We start from the raw sequence: 17,217 nt of genomic DNA on the forward strand, positions 1-17,217 counted from the left end.
TCAATATTCGTTGAGCACTGCGCCCACCACCAGCACACCACTCTGCTTCATGGAATCAACCAGATTGCCGATTGCACCGGTATGACTGATGTCTTTACGTGCGACCACCAATGCTGCACCGGCGCGCGCAGCAGCCATCTGACCATCGGCATAATCGTAATCAGGTGGCGTATCGATCAGGACTACGTCGAACTCATTGCCGAAATCACGCAATAGTTGCGGGAATGCAGCGCGCCCCAGCAACTCTTGCGGATTCGGCGGCAACACACCCGTTGGCAACACAGACAGATCCATGAGGGAAGGAATACGCTGCACATCGGCAACGCCTTTACGTCCCGACAAAATGGCCGAGAGTCCGCTGCGGTTCTCGATGCCGAATAGCTGGTGCTGACGCGGATTGCGCATATCGGCATCGATCAGCAAGGTACGTTGCCCCAATTGCGAAAACAGAATGGCCAAATTCGCCGCAATATAGCTGCGACCATCGCCTTGCTCAGCACTGGTAATCGCCAAGGCCGAACGTTGCGCACCAGTCCCGAACCAACGCATCACCAGCTGGCTACGCAAGGCGCGCAAGGCTTCGACCTGCTTGCTGAAAGGATCGTAAGCAGCAATCAACTCTTCGCTCACAGTGCTCTGCCCTTTGAGCAGATACGGATAAGCAAACTGGCTCGACAAGGCAAATTCGATATCAGCTTCTGTCAACAAACCGAGCGCAATCCCGGCATCGCCAAAGCGCTGCCGACGTACACGCTGCTCCTGCAAAATGCGTTCCGTACCATCTACGCTCAGACGGCCGCTTTTTTCCAGAATGCTGCCGATCTGACTGTGCGTAATGCTTGGTTCTTCGCGAAACTGCAGTGTTGCAGCATCTTGAATCTGCGTTGCTGTTCTGATCATGATTTTTCCAATCTGCTTGTTGCTACAGTTACTTCCAATCTCAAGCCCGTTTCGTCATGCCGGCAGACCACGCCCCAAACGAGGTGGTGCATGTCTGTTGCTGATTTTTTTGGTTTTCTCGATCACACCTATCAGCGGTAAACCAAACAATTGCGTCAGATCTTCCGCCGAACGAACACGGTGATCCAGCAGTTCCATCGCAATCGCAGCGCCTATGCCGAGCATGGTGCCGACCACTAATGCGACCAATAGATTCAGGAAGAGACGAGGACTGGCGGGATTGCGCGGTGCTGTCGCTGCCGTCAGTACTGAAATATCCGACTGCATAGATTTGCCTTCCAGATTCGTCTGCGTCAGTCGTTGCGATGCCGTTTCATAGGCACGTTTGGCATTTTCCATTTCGTTGGACAACACACTTAATTCATCGCGTGCACTATTGAGCGCCAGCACTTTTGTTTTTTGCGCATTCAATGCCGCACGTACTTCTGCCTCGCGTTGCTGCAGAATGCGAGCGTTGCTCACTATGCCGGTTGATGCCAGGCCGATTTGTTGATTCAGATTGGCGCGTAGTTGATCAACTTCTGATTTGGCAGCAATGTATTGCGGATGATTGACGTTGAGTTTTTGCGCAGTGTCGGCAAATTTTGCTTCTGCCTCCGACAATCTGGACTTGAGCGCCTGTATCAATGGATTAGCCAACACATCAGGCGATCCACCTGCATTGCTTTGCACTTGTCGTTGACGTGATGATGCTTCTATCGACTGGCCTTGTGCCACTACCAACTGACTGGACAATTCATTCAGGCGCGCAGTCTCTACATCCAGCTTGTTATCGCTGCTGAAAATATTGTTTTCCTTCTGATAGGCAGACATCTTGTTTTGCGCATCTTCGAATTTTTCGCGCAAGATCTTGATTTGATCGTTGATGTAGCCGCTCGCCTTTTGCGCCGGTGCGACCTTCAGATCCACACTTATCTGTTGATATGCTGATGCAAAAGCATTCGCTACTCTCGCCACATAATCTGCATCGTCACCTTTGAAGCTGATATTCAACACGCTGCTTTCACGCGCCGGTTCCACTGTCAGATTGCTGCGCAAGCCATCTGCCAGCCAATCCTGTATCGTCCCCTGCTCCGGATCTATTTTTGCAAAACGTTCCTTGATGGCGGGATCGTCTGCCAGCTTCAGATCAGCGATCACCTTCAATGCAACAATCTTGCTGTTGACGATATCGACCTGGGTCGGCATATAACCCGGCGTCAGTTGCACCGGCACATTCATGCCGGTCACTGGATCGATACCCTTGTTGTTTAATACCACTGCCGTCGTTGCCTTGTATGTCTTGGGCATGACCAAGCTGACAACGAAGGTAACGACTAAAGTCACCGCCAGCAGTAGCAGAATAATCTTGTAGCGCGCACGCAAGGTGCGCAGGATTTGGGTCAAAGTCATTTTCGGATCTCGCTCAGAACAGACTTTCTTTTACATAGACTATGTCGTCCGGCTTCAGCAGATCGTCATGCTTGACGCTCATGATCTGTAATACGCCATTGGCATCGCGCCGTTTGATACGCACACCGCGTTCGGTACCGCGCGGACTCAAACCACCACCGGTCGAAAGCGCCTGCAGAACCATCATGTCGCGTTCCAGCTTGTAGGAACCTGGCTTCTGCACTTCACCGTAGATATAGAAGCGTGGTGCGCGCTCGACAAACACCGAGTCACCGGCCACCAGTTCGCGATTCTTGGCTGGATCGCCAGACCGCACGAGTTCCAGCATGTCTATCGTTTCCTTGGTGGTTTTGCCATCGCGTGTATGAGTGAGGATGACGGTGTCGGCCGCTTCTTCATTGGCACCACCTGCCATCGCCAGAATGTCGGTCAGGCTGCGCTTGCCATCGACCGGATAACGTCCCGGCTTATTGACTTGCCCGAGCACTGAAACCTGCTGGCTCTGCATATCCGTCACCATCAGATTGACTTGCGGGTTGCGTATGAAGCCACCTTTATCCAGCAGATCGGCAATCTTCTTCTCGGCCTGACCTGACGACAAGCCGCCAACTTTCACTTCCCCTACCAAAGGAAAGGAAATACTGCCTGCTTCGCTCACTCTGGTTTCCAGCGTCAAATCGTTGTTGCCGAACACAGTGATCTTCAACACGTCACCCGGCCCTAGCGGTACGTCAGAAGCAGATGCCCAGCTACCCAGCGTGACCATCAAAATCATTAACATTGCCTGTCTTATTTTTTTCATTCTTCACTCCATTGCATCAATTGCTCGGTATTGCGGGATGCGTTCAAAATTCGTTCGCGATTCGTCATCAATAAGCGTTATCACGCATCAAAACGACCTTGAAGGTACGCAAAATAATCCATAGATCAAGCGCCAGCGACCAACGCTTCAAATAGTCCAGATCGTAGGCAATACGTGCCTCCATCTTGTCCAGCGTATTGGTCTCACCGCGGAAGCCATTCACCTGCGCCCAACCGGTAATGCCGGGCCTGACCTTGTGGCGCAACATGTAGCCTTTGATCTGCTTGCGATACAGCTCGTTGTGCGCGACTGCATGCGGGCGCGGACCAACAATGCTCATACGTCCTTGCAGCACATTGAAGAATTGCGGCAATTCGTCGAGGGAAGTCTTGCGCAGGAAAGCACCGATTTTGGTAATGCGCTGATCACCCTTGGTCGCCTGCACCACGCGTGCACCGTCTTCACACACTGTCATTGAGCGGAATTTGTAGACGATGATTTCTTCACCATCCAAACCGTAACGGCGCTGTTTGAAAATGACCGGGCCGGGCGAATTCATCTTGATCGCCATCGCAATACCCAACATCACCGGCAGCAACATGATCTGGATAATCGATGCCAGCACAATATCGCTGGCACGTTTGACCATGCTGTTAATACCGGTAAACGGCGATTCACAAATAGCCACTACCGGCAAACCGGCAACACTATCGAAGCGCGCCTGGATCAAGTCGAACACATAAATGTCCGGCAAAAAGTAAATCGATGCCGTGGTGTCCTGCAGCTCATTCAGCAATTTTCGTATGCGCGGCTGCGCAGAAATCGGCTGACTGATGAATATCGTATTGATATTGTGCGTACGTACATAAGCCGGAATATCGGCCATACCACCCAGCAATGGCATCTTCTTGTCATCGGGTTGACGTGACTCATCCCTGTCATCAAAAAATCCACTGACCTCCATGCGTAGATCGGGACTCTCATTGATACGTCCCGCAAGCTGTACGCTCAATTCATTCACGCCCACCAGAACGACTGAACGCACACCGGTCTTGCGCATACTTGCACCGGCCTTTTGCAATAAAAGCTGACCGCTCAACAAGGTCAATGGCGTCACAAGCAACCAGATCAATATTTCCGTATACGTGAACAACAAGAACAAGCCAGCCACGTAAGCAAAGAACACCAGCAAGGCGACAGCAAATGACCACGCCAGAAAAATTGATTTACCCAAGGCCCATGAATTGGACTGCGACGCATCGCACCAGGGATCAGCCCAACCGAATACGGTGGAGCTGATAAAGAAAGCGAGCACAGCCAGCACTACATGATTGGCACTGAATTCCTTGCCCGCAAGTATCGTAATCAGATAGAGCAGGCAGATCACAATCAGAGGATCGAGCAAGCGCCGATAAAATCGACGTGCAGGAATATCCGCCGGATATTTGATATGGCTAATGTCAGAATTCATAGCGCGTACTCAGCTTGACGCCGTCGGTACGATAAGTTGCCGACGTAATATTCGAATCCAGTTGCGTCCGATAAACGGAGGCACGAATACCTAAATGCCGCGTAGGCTTGTAAGTGATGCCGAGTACGGCGTTGCGATAATCATCGGCTCTATCCAGTGGCGCCAATCCCTGGATCACTGACACACCGTTGTAATCACGCTTCTCTGAAGTCAATAAAGCATCAACGCGTATCTTGCTGGTGGCATCCCAGGTTGATGCAAGACTGATTCCGCGATTGCTGGCGTAGTTAGCGGCCAGATCGTCGGTCGCACCGATCTCACGCCAGACACCGAGTGAAACTGCGGTCTTGGCTGTTGCTTGCCAATACGCAGTCAGCCGCGCGCTAGGTACACTGGAATCGCGTTGCGGGTTCGTTGTGTATTCGCGTTTAGCCCAACCACCCAGGAATTGAACAAAGGTCTTGCCCGTGATTTGCCAATCGACCTTGGCCTTGACTTCATTCTGGCTGTACGTATTGATAGGTGCATACGCATACTCACCTTCGGCGTGGCGGAAAACGATACCGACCTTGTTACCGCTGCTCGCCAGATAATCGAATCCGATATCCGCAGTATTAAGCGTACGTTCTGCCGGCTGCTGCGACTCTAGCTCGTAGCGCAAATCGTAGCGACTGTATGCGGTGTTGATTTGCCAGCTCGGATGGAGACGCCACGAGGCATCAATATAGTTTCTCTGCTGCACCCGCATATTCGGTTCCAGACTGCGAAAGTCTTCAAACGGCGTCAGCGCCTTCGAATAACTGGTACCTACATTGCCGGAAAATTGATTGCCAAGTACCCAGTTCCAATTTGCCTTCAGCTCTTGTCCATCGTTATTGAATTGATTGAAGCGTTCGTACTCGGAATGATTGGCAGACAAATCGGCAGTCAATTTCTGTCGACCAATTTCCTTATCCATGCGCACGCCTACTGCTGCCCGCGTCCATCTGTCGGAAACCGCTGTACCGCTATCTCGCACATAATCCGGCTGGCGCAAAAGATTGTCGTCGTAGTTCACGCCATACGTGGCATAAGGCGTGAACGTATCGCCCTCTACTGCTCTCGCAGGAACACAAACCAGTGCGCCAGCGACAAACAAAAGCGGCACCAATCCATACTCACCTGCACTCGACACTTCACGGCGCAAATTCATTACGAAAAATTTCGTCATCATTAGCCTGTGGTGACGCAATGTATGTCGCGCAAAAATTTGTACTTCGCAAAACCTTGTGTTTTGCAATTATTCGAAATCAACGACTTCATTATCTTCACCATTCCCAACTTGCTGTTTCAACGAACAAGGCAATCGTAGTAATACGCTCATGCAAAAATTTCAGCGCAACTTTCAAATTGCGACAAGACAAAAAATCTGTCTTGCAACAGCGCATCTTCACAAGCTTGTCGATGCGAAGTGCTCGTTAAGAGAAGGACAACATGAATTAGTTCCGCGACAAAAAAGATCAGTCGCGATAAAAAATATGAGTCATTTCCATTCATGATTTCGAAAAAATAATGAAAGGAAATTGATTTGTTTTCGAGAGGGAAGTAATGCGCCTAGCTTTGTAAAAATTACCGGCAATGCGTGTACATATTGCGCACACGATGAAAATATCTGCTCAAATATTAGGCAGTTACTTATGTTTGAATTATTTACCGTATAAAGATATGTAAAACTTCACGCGCATATTTCATCAAACAGTCATAAAAATATTTTGAATATTTTTCGGATTGAATGAGATGGATGAGTCGAAATTTTTCATCGAAGAAAATATTTCCAACATCATCAAGACGAGATGCACAGCAGATAGCGCAACAGATATTCCGCTGACGCAATAAATGAAGTGAGAGAAACAGGAAAAACTTGGAGGAGAAATCAGGGAATAGAAATTAAAGCAGACGCTCGCAGATGAACTTCCACTCATCCGATGTAACTGGCGTAATCGATAAGCGACTACCACGCTGCAGAAGCACCATACTGCTCAGTTCAGGTATCGTACGCAACTCCGACAAAGGGATGAGTCGCGTTTTTTTACGTATGCGCACATCGACCATCATCCAACGCGGCGTTTCTGGCGTCGCTTTGGGATCGTAGTAATGACTCTTGGGATCGAACTGCGTATCGTCAGGGTAAGCGGTACTCGCGACCTCGGCCAGACCGACAATACCTGGCTCGGCGCAACTGGAATGATAGAAAAATACGCCGTCACCAACCCGCATCGCATCACGCATGAAATTGCGCGCCTGATAATTACGCACACCAGTCCATGGAACAGTCTGATTCGGTGCAGCCAATGCATCGTCGATGCTGACTTCGCCCGGTTCTGATTTCATGAGCCAATAGCGCATAATTTTTTGAAGAAGCTAGGAAGTTAGTTTTTGGGGAAACAGGAAGTACAGGCTTATTTTGAAGCACTCGCCAGCGATTGTCCAAAACAAGATGCGGAAATAAAAAAACGGCTGCATTTTCATGCAACCGTTTCAGCATTAAGCCCCGCCTGTGCCGCTTTGCCGGCATCCTGAACCAAGAGGTTCAAGTTGGCCACAGTTAGTTCAACTTCGGGTTCATCGGACTAGCGACGCGCACTCCCGTCGAACAAAATTCCGCAGCCGCTGCGCATAAATGGTTCAAGGAATTATGGCAATGGCGAACACGGCAGGAGCGCTTAGTTTACTCCAATCAGTCGGGAAGGAAAAGAAATCTCAGAAAAGATTTTCTTGTGGTGCAAGTGCAGCATCCAGCGTCTCGTGCATGGACGTGATTTTTTGCTTCACTTCGGACATCGACATCTCGGACAAAGGACCATCCGGCGATTTGGTTGCAAGCAACTCTGCGGCGACGCCGAGCGCTGCCATAACGGCAATACGATCGTTCCCCTTCAGCTTCCCTGCGTCACGGATGGCGCACATTTTCCCGTCCAGATAGGCAACCGCTTCCTGCAAGGCGCCCTCTTCGCCTTCCTTGCACGCCAGCTTGTAAGGCTGCCCCATGATCGATACGTCGAGCTGAATCATGCTGTCTCCTCATCTTTTTCTTGTGCGGGGATTTGTTCCAGCAATGCTGCAACGCGGTCATGTGCTTCTTGCATACGACGTGTCAGTTCAGCATTTTCAGCGGCCAAAGAAACCGCTTTAAGACGCAAATCTGCATTTTCGCTGCGTAGCGATTGGGTCAAATCAGCCAATTGGCCGATTTTTTCGGAAAGATTGTGAAAGTCTGTAATCATCTCGCCACTATAGATGTGCAAAGGAATGACCGTCAATAGATTGCATGAACGGAGCGCCGCTTTTCCAGCGCATGCGTCAAATTTATCGTACACCGCACACTGATAGCGACAATTAGTCCTGGCAGATTGCCAAAATCATACGCAAATCCCGTGTGTTACATCATTTCCGTCAATTTCCCATCCGCTGTAATCAAACCGGTACGTATCGTCGCATCAGGGAAAACCGTCTGTGCTGCGATGCGATATCGCTGTAATTGCAAGGCATAGGCAGCGCGTTCGCTATCAAACAAATTACGTTTGTAATCAAGTATCCACAATTCATCGTCGAACATCACGATGCGATCGAAGCGTGCGACGCCGGCACTGGTGATGACTTCCATCTCGTTGCGTGCAAAGCGATGTTGTGCGGGATCGAAGAAGCGCTCAAGCTCCGGCTGCGCCAGAATAGCATTCGCCTGCTCTCGCACTTTCGTCGCCATTTCGCGTGAGCATGGCAGCCATTTAGCGATTTGTGCCGGCTCATACATCTCCAGCGGCCACGTCGATGTTTGCGTCAGACGCTCCATCAATGCGTGTAACGCTACGCCTTCTTCGATCTCTGCGCTGGTGTAAGCGGCTTCGACTTCAATCTGCGGTGCAGGCAAAGCCGGCGGACTGAATATAGGCAAAGAAAATTCTGCTTCTTGCTCTACATCAGATACCAGCAAACTATCACCCAACTCCATCTCTAGCGCACCCTGGAAGCGTGAGTACCAGCAACCATCCGCCACACCACTTACAGAAGCACTGCGCGCGTCCGCGACACCGCTGACTATCAATAACTTCTTCGCACGCGTAGTCGCTACATACAAGAGGTTCCAGTCCTCCTGAGTTTTTAGTTGCTCTTCTTCGGCGAACAGATAATCGCGTGCCGCACCGCGCTCAGCTTGACGACCAAAGACGGAGAAGTGATTAGGTGCATCCGCTTCCTGCTTCCATTCGCACAACACGCCGTAATCATCGCGTGCCGGATCGCTATGATTTGCATCCAGCAAAACCACGATATCCGCTTCCAAACCTTTTGCGCCGTGTATCGTCAAGATACGCACCGCGTCCATGGCGGCATCGATATCGGCTTCATCCGGCGCATCGCTTTCTGCGGATTTCTGCAGGCGACGCAAGGCATCGATGAATTTTGGCAAGCTAGGATAACGACCTGCATCCAGATTCAAGGCCAGTTCGGTAAAGGCTTCGATATTGCCGAGTACTTGCCCACGTACCAGCGGCGATGCTGATTGCGCATAACGCGCCACCACATCGCCATCGTGCAGTATCCGATCGAGCAAATCATGTACAGGTAAATGCGCAGCCAGCTCCAGCCATTTTTCCAGCAGAGTTACAGCGCGTTGCAAAACGGGAGATGATGATTCCGCAGCCCGATGCAATCTGCTCCACCATGTTTTTTCTGTGCGCAGCGCCAGTGCAATCAAATCCTCATCTGTCGCACCGATAATTGGTGACTTGAGTACATGCGCCAGCGCGAGATTGTCATGCGGCGTAATGAGGAAAGTCAGCAAGGCAATCAGATCTGCTACCTCCAACGATTCCAGCAAACCGCCACGCCGGTCAGATGCAAATGGAATGCCGGCTTCGCGCAAGGCGCGCTCATAAGCACCCAGATGTGTACGTTTTTTCACCAACAACATCACATCCGACCAACGTGCATCCTTGGCCTCTGCACGTGCACGCAAGATAGCTTGTGCGACTGCGCGCCCTTCTTCCAGACGACGCGCATCCTCTTCTTCCTCACGCGGCGTAGTAAGCGGATCGCGCAAATGCGACGGCGACCAAACAACTTTCTCGGTCTTTTCCTGCTGTACCAGCGGTAAACGCCACACTGCACCCTGCTCATTGGCCAAGGTGGTTTGCGCGGTATAAATAGGATTGGCAACAAAGCTGGCGTTCAATACTTCAACTATGCCTATGGCATTACGTCGCGTCTGATTGGTGCGCAAGAAGTCTGCACCTTGCGCCACCAATACTGCACGCGCAGCAGAAAACACGCGCGGCTCGGCTCGGCGAAAACGATAGATGGATTGCTTGGGATCACCGACAACAAACATGCTGGGCTTGTCGCTATCGTCGCCATATGCATTCAACCACGCCTGCACGATGCTCCACTGCAGCGGATTGGTATCCTGAAATTCATCCAGCAACACATGTTTGTAGCGTGCATCAAGACGGCTTTGTAAATAAGCTGCATGCTCTTCATTCGTCAGCAGACGATAAGCTTGCCATTCCAGATCGGCAAAATCGAAGACGCGCTGCTCGGCTTTCACCGATTGATAAATGTCCAGATAGGCCGCACCGACAGTGAACAATGCACGATTAAGTGCTAAGACCTTGGGTTCCATACTGCGACGCAAAATCTTCTTCAGCGCTTCGCCCACACTTTCGAACTCTACTTCAAACGCATAGACGCCATCTTCGCCCAGGTTGTCCAGCAAAGCCTTGGTCAGATTCTTGGTCGCGCGGTTCTTGCGAAACTTGCCGCCGCCATCGAAAAACTCATTCGTCAGTGTCTCGAAATTTTCCAGCGTCGCGCCATCGGACATCGCTTTTTCTATAGACGTTGCACGTTCCTGATTAACGGCAGTGCCTTGTCCCAGCAACCATGCAATCTGTCCTATGCGTGCGGCCAACTTCTCATCCGCCCACAAGGACAAGCGCGCATCAACTTCACCATCAACGCCGCACAACTCCTGCAGCCACTCTATGGGATCGCCGCCCTGCACCGATGCCCACCATTCCGCACGCTTCGCGACAAAGGAATTGATCAGATTACGCGTACTGAAATCACCGACCTGTGAGTACAAATCAATCAGTGCTTCCTTGACGTGTTGATTGTCTTTTTCGTTCACCGCTTGCATGAAGCGGCTATACGCATCCGACAGCAATTCGCCGGTTGCTTCCGTCAAGGTATAACCATGCGGCACACCGGATGCCAGCGGCGCAATCTGAATCAAGCGCGCAAACCAGCTATGAAAAGTGTCTATAGACAGCGATTGTGGACTGCGCAAAACACGCTCATACAAGCCACGCGCAATCGGCAACATTGTCGGCAAAGCCTGCTCGGCAACGCCACGTTCTCTTAACAAGGCCAACACTTCTGCATCAGACTTCAACGTTAGTTCATGCAACAGTTGCATCAAGCGCTCGCGCATTTCCTGTGCGGCCTTGCGGGTAAACGTAATCGCCAATATCGCTGCCGGTTCAGTACCGGACAAGAGCAAGCGCAATACGCGCGCTACCAACAACCAGGTCTTGCCACTACCGGCACAAGCTTCCACCACGACCGAGCGCGACGGATCGCAGGCGCGCGCAACAAAGTGTGCGGCATCAGCGTGTGTGCCATTGATTTCATAAGCGCGTGGCGTCATGCGAGGATCGTCCATCACCATGCTCCCTTGCGGCAGAGTCCACGCACATCGCAGTATTGGCAAACGGATTCTGGTCCGGTAGCAGACAACGGTGCATCATGTGCAATCGCACTCATCGTGTTTGTAATCTGTGCGCTCAAGGTCTGCTGCCAGGTTTCATATTCGGTGGATTCCACTTCCTTGATCTTGTCCTTCGTTGCTTCCAGTGGAATGTACAAGGCAGCAGCCAGCGGTACATCAGAGAGCAAACCGTAGAACGGCAGTTGATGATCTTCGCCTTGCTTGAGCTTGTCACGCAATGCAGTTTGATTCGTGCTTTTGTAATCCAGCACGATGCGTTCGCCAGATGCATTTTCATCCATGCGATCGACGCGACCGTGCAAGATGATTTCGCCATCTTGCCAACGCAATATCTTCTCGAATTTTTCTTCGCCAAGAACGAAATTCCAGCCCTGCGCTTCGCGTTCTGTCAGCCATTCCAGATAGGCTGGCATCGCTTTTTGCCAACGCGCGTAATAGCCGAGTGCTGCTGCGCTTTTATCGAGCGCTTGTCCGAATACCTGATCAGAAATCTCGCGCAGCAATGCCGCTCTATCTACAACGGCATGCTCATGCAGTTGCGTATGGAACATGGCAAGGATTTGATGCAGCCAATCACCGTAGTCGCGTTTTTCCGGCATATCAGATAACTCATCGATACCAGACAAACCCAACATACGCGTAGCGAAAAATTGATAAGGACAAGCGACCAGACTGTTATAACCGCTGGCGGAAAGTTTCTTGGGCGACAGCGCAGATGCACTCGGTGCCGGCATTGTCGCTGGCAACGGCAACAAATGCCGCGGCGCAATCTGCACATCATGCTCAGCCAATGCAGGCAAACCGGCACGCGCCAAGCTGAGTTGCAAACGTTCTATCCATGGACTGACCGGATTCGGCTCACCATTCTTATGCGCCTGCCACGACAACACGACGCAATCATTGGCCGACAACAATTCCGTCACATCGCGCAATTGCTGACGTTGACGACTTTCACGCGTTGCCAGTCCTAGTTCACGACGCACGACATTGGCAAAGAACAAGGTTTCTGCAGGCTGCGACGGTAGATGTTCAGCATCTGCACCAACCATCAACACAGCATCGAAGCTGCGCAAACGTGCACCGTTCAGCGGCAACATTACGACGCGTTTGTCGCGATTAAGCTGTACGAAGGCAGTTGCTTCCAATTGCAGGTTGATAAATGCGCGCCATTCGGCAAATGAAAATGTATGTCCGACCTGCTCGCAATCCTGCGCAATATCCTGCAGCAATTGAATCACTTGCGCACCAGCGCCATCTGCTTGCAAGGCTGCGCGCATGCCCAATACATCTAGAGTTTGCTGAATTGCTGCTATCCATTCGTGCAGAGTTTTGGCTTTACTAAATGCGGAGGATTGTTGTGCCAACAAGCGCATCATCTTTTGCGCAGCAGGAATGGCAGTCAAGGCATCAGTGACTGCATCCCAACCACCCAACACATTCGCACGTCGCAAAGCCATCTCGCTTGCCATCACCAGATCGGCTTTGTCTTCTACATGGGCAAAAACGAATGGCGACTTCAAAAAATCCAGCAAGCCTATTGTCTCGGCCCGTGCCGCAACCAACTCCAGCCAGGATGCCAGCGCCGCTGCTGCACGCGTAGTCGATAATTTCCAACCGGTTTCATCGGCAACTATTACTTGCGCACGTTCGAGCAAGGCGCGTATGCGACGTGCGACTACGCGATCCTGCGCCACGATGGCGATATTGGCTTTGCCTTGCTGCAGCCAATCGATAATGGTTTGTGCACCGGCCTTGGCTTCCGCTTCCAGATTCTGCGCTGCATATAAGTACAAACCTGCTGGCGTCGCCGTTGGCAAGGCAGCGTCTACCGTTTCATCCGCCAACATCTCCGACCATGCAGCAGCGTAAGTACTATTAATATGATGAGCCTGCCAATCCAGTGTCATCAATACGACCGCGCGCTGTTCGCTGTACGCATCGAGGAAGGCTTGCTCCATCGCATCCGGCTCGACCGGACTGATCCAGAACAAGGGCAACCGCGCTTGCTGCACCAGACGCATCATCTGCGCGAAGCGCGTCACGATTGCATCGCTGGCATCGAGCTGACTCTTCCAGATAGTCCACACCAGTTGCGTTTCATCCGACAACAGATTGCGCGCAACCGGCGACAATTGCTCTAACGCTGCCTGCCAGCGCGTATCAGCAGCATCCGGCGACACATTCAACGCTGGCAACATCGCCTGTGTCAATTCATCGGAAAGTGCCAACAGAATTTCCGCCAGCGGCAGCAAATCCGTATTGCGACGCGCGCTGAATAGTTTTTTGAGCCACGCATGCTGGCGCAAAGTCGCATACAAGGACATCAAGCGCTCACTAGGCGCGGTAACTGCCGCACCAGTTTGCGGTGGCAATAGCCGTATATATTCAGATAGCGAAGTGATGACTGGCGGAATGAACGCACCATCGAGTTGCTTGCCCAATGCCGTCTTCAACAACTGTATATGTGCAAAAGTCGACACCACCACGCGCACTGACGATAGATCCTTGACCGACGCATGTTCGGCGCGCGCCAGCAAATCGCTTTGCAGCAATGCGCACGCGGCATCATCCCAAAAGGCAGCGGAAGGTGGAATCAGTACGGCGCTATGCAGCATCAAGGGCTCAGGTGAAAGATGGAAACGGGAAAAGTGCAGCGATGGGCTGGTCAGTTTTGCATTTTATGCGAGGCTTTGTGAAATTTTATGAGCAATGCCCCACTTTTTATAAAATAGGTTATGATTTGTCCAGACCCCGCCTGATTACCTCTGGTTGCACCTTCAAAAAAACTTGAATTACATCGCAATGTCTCCATCTTTACCCAGTAAGCGGAGACGCTGCAGGTAAGCACCGTTAAAGAGTGGTTATTGCCAAGGCGCTGATTTATCCTTTTCTCCTCACATTGAGGCAAACATGAGCGAAAACATCAAACATATTACCGATGCGTCTTTTGATACAGACGTACTGAAATCCGACAAACCAGTTCTGGTCGACTTCTGGGCAGAGTGGTGCGGTCCGTGCAAAATGATTGCACCGATCCTGGAAGATGTTGCCAAGGAATACGCAGGCAAAATCCAGATCACAAAAATGGACGTCGATGCCAATCAAGCAATCCCGGCAAAATTCGGTATTCGCGGCATTCCAACCTTGATTTTGTTCAAGAATGGCGTACCAGCAGCGCAAAAAGTAGGCGCACTGGCAAAAGGTCAATTGACCGCCTTCATCGACAGCAACATTTAATATAAATAAAAATTGCAGCGATGCGCCCGCATCGCTGCTTGATTACCAACTTCATCGCGTCGTTCCCTCCCCCACCTTTTTATCTCCCTTCCTGGGAAACTCAAACATATGCATTTATCCGAATTAAAGGCGTTACACGTCTCCGCCCTGCTAGAAATGGCAATTGGCCTGGACATCGACAACGCAGCGCGCTTGCGCAAACAAGAACTGATGTTCGCGATTCTCAAGAAACGCGCGAAATCAGGAGAACAAATTTTTGGCGATGGCGCCCTCGAAGTATTGCCTGACGGCTTTGGCTTCTTGCGCTCGCCCGACGCCAGCTACATGGCGTCCACCGACGACATTTATATTTCGCCGTCGCAGATCCGCCGCTTCAATCTGCACACTGGTGACTCGATCGAAGGTGAAGTCCGCACGCCTAAAGATGGCGAACGCTACTTTGCATTGGTCAAGGTTGACAAGGTCAACGGCGAACCGCCGGAAGCATCGAAACACCGCATTCTGTTTGAAAATCTGACGCCGTTGCATCCGAACAAGCCTTTGCTGCTTGAACGTGACATGCGTGGCGAAGAAAACATCACCGGCCGCGTCATCGATTTGATCGCGCCTATCGGTAAAGGCCAACGCGGCTTGCTGGTAGCTTCGCCTAAGTCAGGTAAGTCCGTCATCCTGCAACACATCGCACATGCGATTACCACCAATCATCCTGATGTCGTCATGATCGTGTTGCTGATCGACGAACGTCCGGAAGAAGTGACCGAGATGCAGCGTTCGGTACGCGGCGAAGTCGTTGCTTCCACTTTTGACGAACCAGCTACACGCCACGTGCAAGTTGCTGAAATGGTGCTGGAAAAAGCCAAGCGTCTGGTCGAAATGAAAAAAGACGTCGTGATTCTGCTCGACTCAATCACTCGTCTGGCACGCGCCTACAACACTGTGATCCCAGCATCCGGCAAAGTACTGACCGGCGGTGTCGATGCCAACGCATTGCAACGCCCGAAACGTTTCTTCGGTGCGGCACGTAACGTTGAAGAAGGCGGTTCGCTAACCATCATCGCTACCGCGCTGATCGAAACCGGCAGCCGTATGGATGACGTGATCTTTGAAGAATTCAAAGGTACAGGCAATATGGAAGTACATCTCGAACGCCGTCTGGCCGAGAAGCGCGTCTATCCTGCAATCAACCTGAACAAATCCGGCACACGTCGTGAAGAATTGCTGATCAAACCAGACCAGCTGCAAAAAATCTGGGTACTGCGCAAATTGCTGTACGGCATGGACGAAATCGAAGCGATGGAATTCATCCTCGACAAGATGAAGTCGACCAAAAACAACGCAGAATTCTTCGACATGATGCGCCGCGGCAATTCCTGATCATTGAATATTCAGCCATGCACATGGCTGAAATCAAAAAGCCCGTTTTCCTTGCAGTCACTGCAAATGAAAACGGGCTTTTTTACTATGCAAGCGCAACACTCAACCCGGCAACTTCCAATCCCATCTAACCGCCAACAGGCGCAATGCCGAAGTCACGACAATGCTTGAAATCAAGGCCACCGCTGACGATACACTCAGCCACTCCAGCCCCATATAAACCCAGCATCCGATGAATGAACAAGTTGCATAAAGCTGCCCACGCCGGAACACCATGGGGATTTGATTGCACAACACATCGCGCAAGATGCCGCCGAAAATCCCGGTCGTCACGCCCATCATCACACAGATAAAAATCGGCATCTGCGCTTCCAGCGCCAATGAAGTACCAACTGCGCTGAACAAACCCAAACCGAAAGCATCGGCAACAACAATCGTTTTTTCCGCCACAGCCGAACGCAAATGCGGGAGAAATGGCCCGGCTATCAGAGCCAGAATAAAGACAAGAATGGCATATTCCTGATGCTCTACCCAAAACAAGGGGCGTCGATCCAGCAACATATCGCGCAGGGTACCGCCGCCAAATGCTGTAATAAAAGCAACAATAAAGACGCCAACCAAGTCCATTTCTTTGCGCCGCGCCTCGACGAAGCCGGAGCAGGCAAATGCGACTATGCCGCATGCCTCAACGACCTGCAGCAGCGTACTCATGCCATTCTGCAAACCAATTGTCACAAAGACTCCTTTAAATGCACTGTTGCGACTGTAGCATTCATCTCAGCAAGCTTGTCGCAAATCCATGATTTTATTGAATTTTCCATGTATAATTCGCGACTCGTTCCAACCTAGGAAAGTGATCGACAATCGGGTCAAGAAGCTGTGCGACCGACGAAGTGACGATTGGCTACCAAACTATCTAAGGCAGAAAAATGAAAGAAGGCATACACCCAGATTATCGTAACGTCGTGTTCCAAGACATGTCGAACGATTTCAAATTCATTACCCGTTCGACCATTCAAACTCGTGAAACCATCGAATTTGAAGGCGCAACATACCCACTGGTAAAGATCGAGGTTTCCTCGGAATCGCATCCGTTCTACACCGGCAAACACAAAATCGTTGATACCGCAGGTCGCGTGGATAAATTCCGCAAGAAGTTCGGTACCGTCGGTTCAAAAACATCTGTGGCAGAATAATTTCGTCACCGCGTTTCAAAAA

General features: G+C 51.1%; 14 protein-coding genes and 1 other RNA gene. 3 read left to right on the plus strand and 12 right to left on the minus strand.

Going from position 1 to position 17,217, the window contains the following annotated elements:
- The 11 genes from epsG to BQ6873_RS08400 form a co-directional block, all read right to left on the minus strand.
- Positions 1-900: a chain length determinant protein tyrosine kinase EpsG gene (gene epsG, locus BQ6873_RS08350; RefSeq protein ID WP_083664427.1), complete on the minus strand. Its 900-nt coding sequence runs from the start codon at positions 898-900 to the stop codon at positions 1-3.
- 54 nt (positions 901-954) lie between these two features.
- Positions 955-2,352, minus strand: a complete 1,398-nt coding sequence (gene epsF, locus BQ6873_RS08355; RefSeq protein ID WP_076592236.1) for a chain length determinant protein EpsF — start codon at positions 2,350-2,352, stop codon at positions 955-957.
- A gap of 13 nt (positions 2,353-2,365) precedes the next feature.
- Positions 2,366-3,154, minus strand: a complete 789-nt coding sequence (gene epsE, locus BQ6873_RS08360) for a polysaccharide export protein EpsE (protein WP_076592237.1) — start codon at positions 3,152-3,154, stop codon at positions 2,366-2,368.
- A 67-nt stretch (positions 3,155-3,221) separates the two neighbouring features.
- A complete protein-coding gene (locus BQ6873_RS08365; RefSeq protein ID WP_076592238.1) occupies positions 3,222-4,625 on the minus strand; it encodes an undecaprenyl-phosphate glucose phosphotransferase in 1,404 nt (467 codons plus the stop codon).
- Complete coding sequence (gene epsL, locus BQ6873_RS08370; RefSeq protein ID WP_231949303.1) at positions 4,615-5,835, minus strand: XrtB/PEP-CTERM-associated polysaccharide biosynthesis outer membrane protein EpsL; 1,221 nt, start codon at positions 5,833-5,835, stop codon at positions 4,615-4,617. Before epsL ends, BQ6873_RS08365 begins: the two co-directional genes overlap by 11 nt.
- 716 nt (positions 5,836-6,551) lie before the next feature.
- Positions 6,552-7,010: an EVE domain-containing protein gene (locus BQ6873_RS08375; RefSeq protein ID WP_076592239.1), complete on the minus strand. Its 459-nt coding sequence runs from the start codon at positions 7,008-7,010 to the stop codon at positions 6,552-6,554.
- A 138-nt stretch (positions 7,011-7,148) separates the two neighbouring features.
- Positions 7,149-7,327, minus strand: a non-coding RNA gene (gene ssrS / locus BQ6873_RS08380) — 6S RNA.
- Positions 7,328-7,364: 37 nt separating this feature from the next.
- Positions 7,365-7,676 (minus strand): cell division protein ZapA, encoded by a 312-nt coding sequence (locus BQ6873_RS08385; protein WP_076592240.1) that lies wholly within the window; start codon positions 7,674-7,676, stop codon positions 7,365-7,367.
- Entirely contained in the window at positions 7,673-7,888 is a 216-nt protein-coding gene (locus tag BQ6873_RS08390; protein ID WP_076594027.1) for a DUF904 domain-containing protein, read from the minus strand. Before BQ6873_RS08390 ends, BQ6873_RS08385 begins: the two co-directional genes overlap by 4 nt.
- A 155-nt stretch (positions 7,889-8,043) precedes the next feature.
- Positions 8,044-11,322, minus strand: a complete 3,279-nt coding sequence (locus BQ6873_RS08395) for a UvrD-helicase domain-containing protein (protein ID WP_231949304.1) — start codon at positions 11,320-11,322, stop codon at positions 8,044-8,046.
- Positions 11,322-14,003 carry a PD-(D/E)XK nuclease family protein gene (locus BQ6873_RS08400; RefSeq protein ID WP_076592241.1) on the minus strand — a complete coding sequence of 894 codons (2,682 nt, stop codon included), beginning with the start codon at positions 14,001-14,003 and terminating at the stop codon, positions 11,322-11,324. Before BQ6873_RS08400 ends, BQ6873_RS08395 begins: the two co-directional genes overlap by 1 nt.
- Positions 14,004-14,298: 295 nt before the next feature.
- Between BQ6873_RS08400 and trxA the strand changes: the two genes are divergently transcribed.
- Complete coding sequence (gene trxA, locus BQ6873_RS08405; RefSeq protein WP_076592242.1) at positions 14,299-14,625, plus strand: thioredoxin TrxA; 327 nt, start codon at positions 14,299-14,301, stop codon at positions 14,623-14,625.
- A 108-nt stretch (positions 14,626-14,733) separates the two neighbouring features.
- Positions 14,734-15,999 (plus strand): transcription termination factor Rho, encoded by a 1,266-nt coding sequence (gene rho, locus BQ6873_RS08410; RefSeq protein WP_076592243.1) that lies wholly within the window; start codon positions 14,734-14,736, stop codon positions 15,997-15,999.
- A gap of 102 nt (positions 16,000-16,101) precedes the next feature.
- On the opposite strand, the gene BQ6873_RS08415 is transcribed toward rho, so the two are convergent.
- Complete coding sequence (locus tag BQ6873_RS08415) at positions 16,102-16,710, minus strand: trimeric intracellular cation channel family protein (RefSeq protein ID WP_076592244.1); 609 nt, start codon at positions 16,708-16,710, stop codon at positions 16,102-16,104.
- A 218-nt stretch (positions 16,711-16,928) separates the two neighbouring features.
- Here BQ6873_RS08415 and BQ6873_RS08420 point away from each other — a divergent pair, with 218 nt between their 5' ends.
- On the plus strand, positions 16,929-17,195 hold the full coding sequence (locus BQ6873_RS08420) for a type B 50S ribosomal protein L31 (RefSeq protein ID WP_076592245.1): 267 nt from the start codon (positions 16,929-16,931) through the stop codon (positions 17,193-17,195).
- The last annotated feature ends 22 nt before the right edge of the window (positions 17,196-17,217 follow it).

Origin of the sequence: Herminiimonas arsenitoxidans (assembly GCF_900130075.1) — a bacterium.
In the GTDB taxonomy this organism is placed as follows: Bacteria; Pseudomonadota; Gammaproteobacteria; order Burkholderiales; family Burkholderiaceae_D; genus Oxalicibacterium; species Oxalicibacterium arsenitoxidans.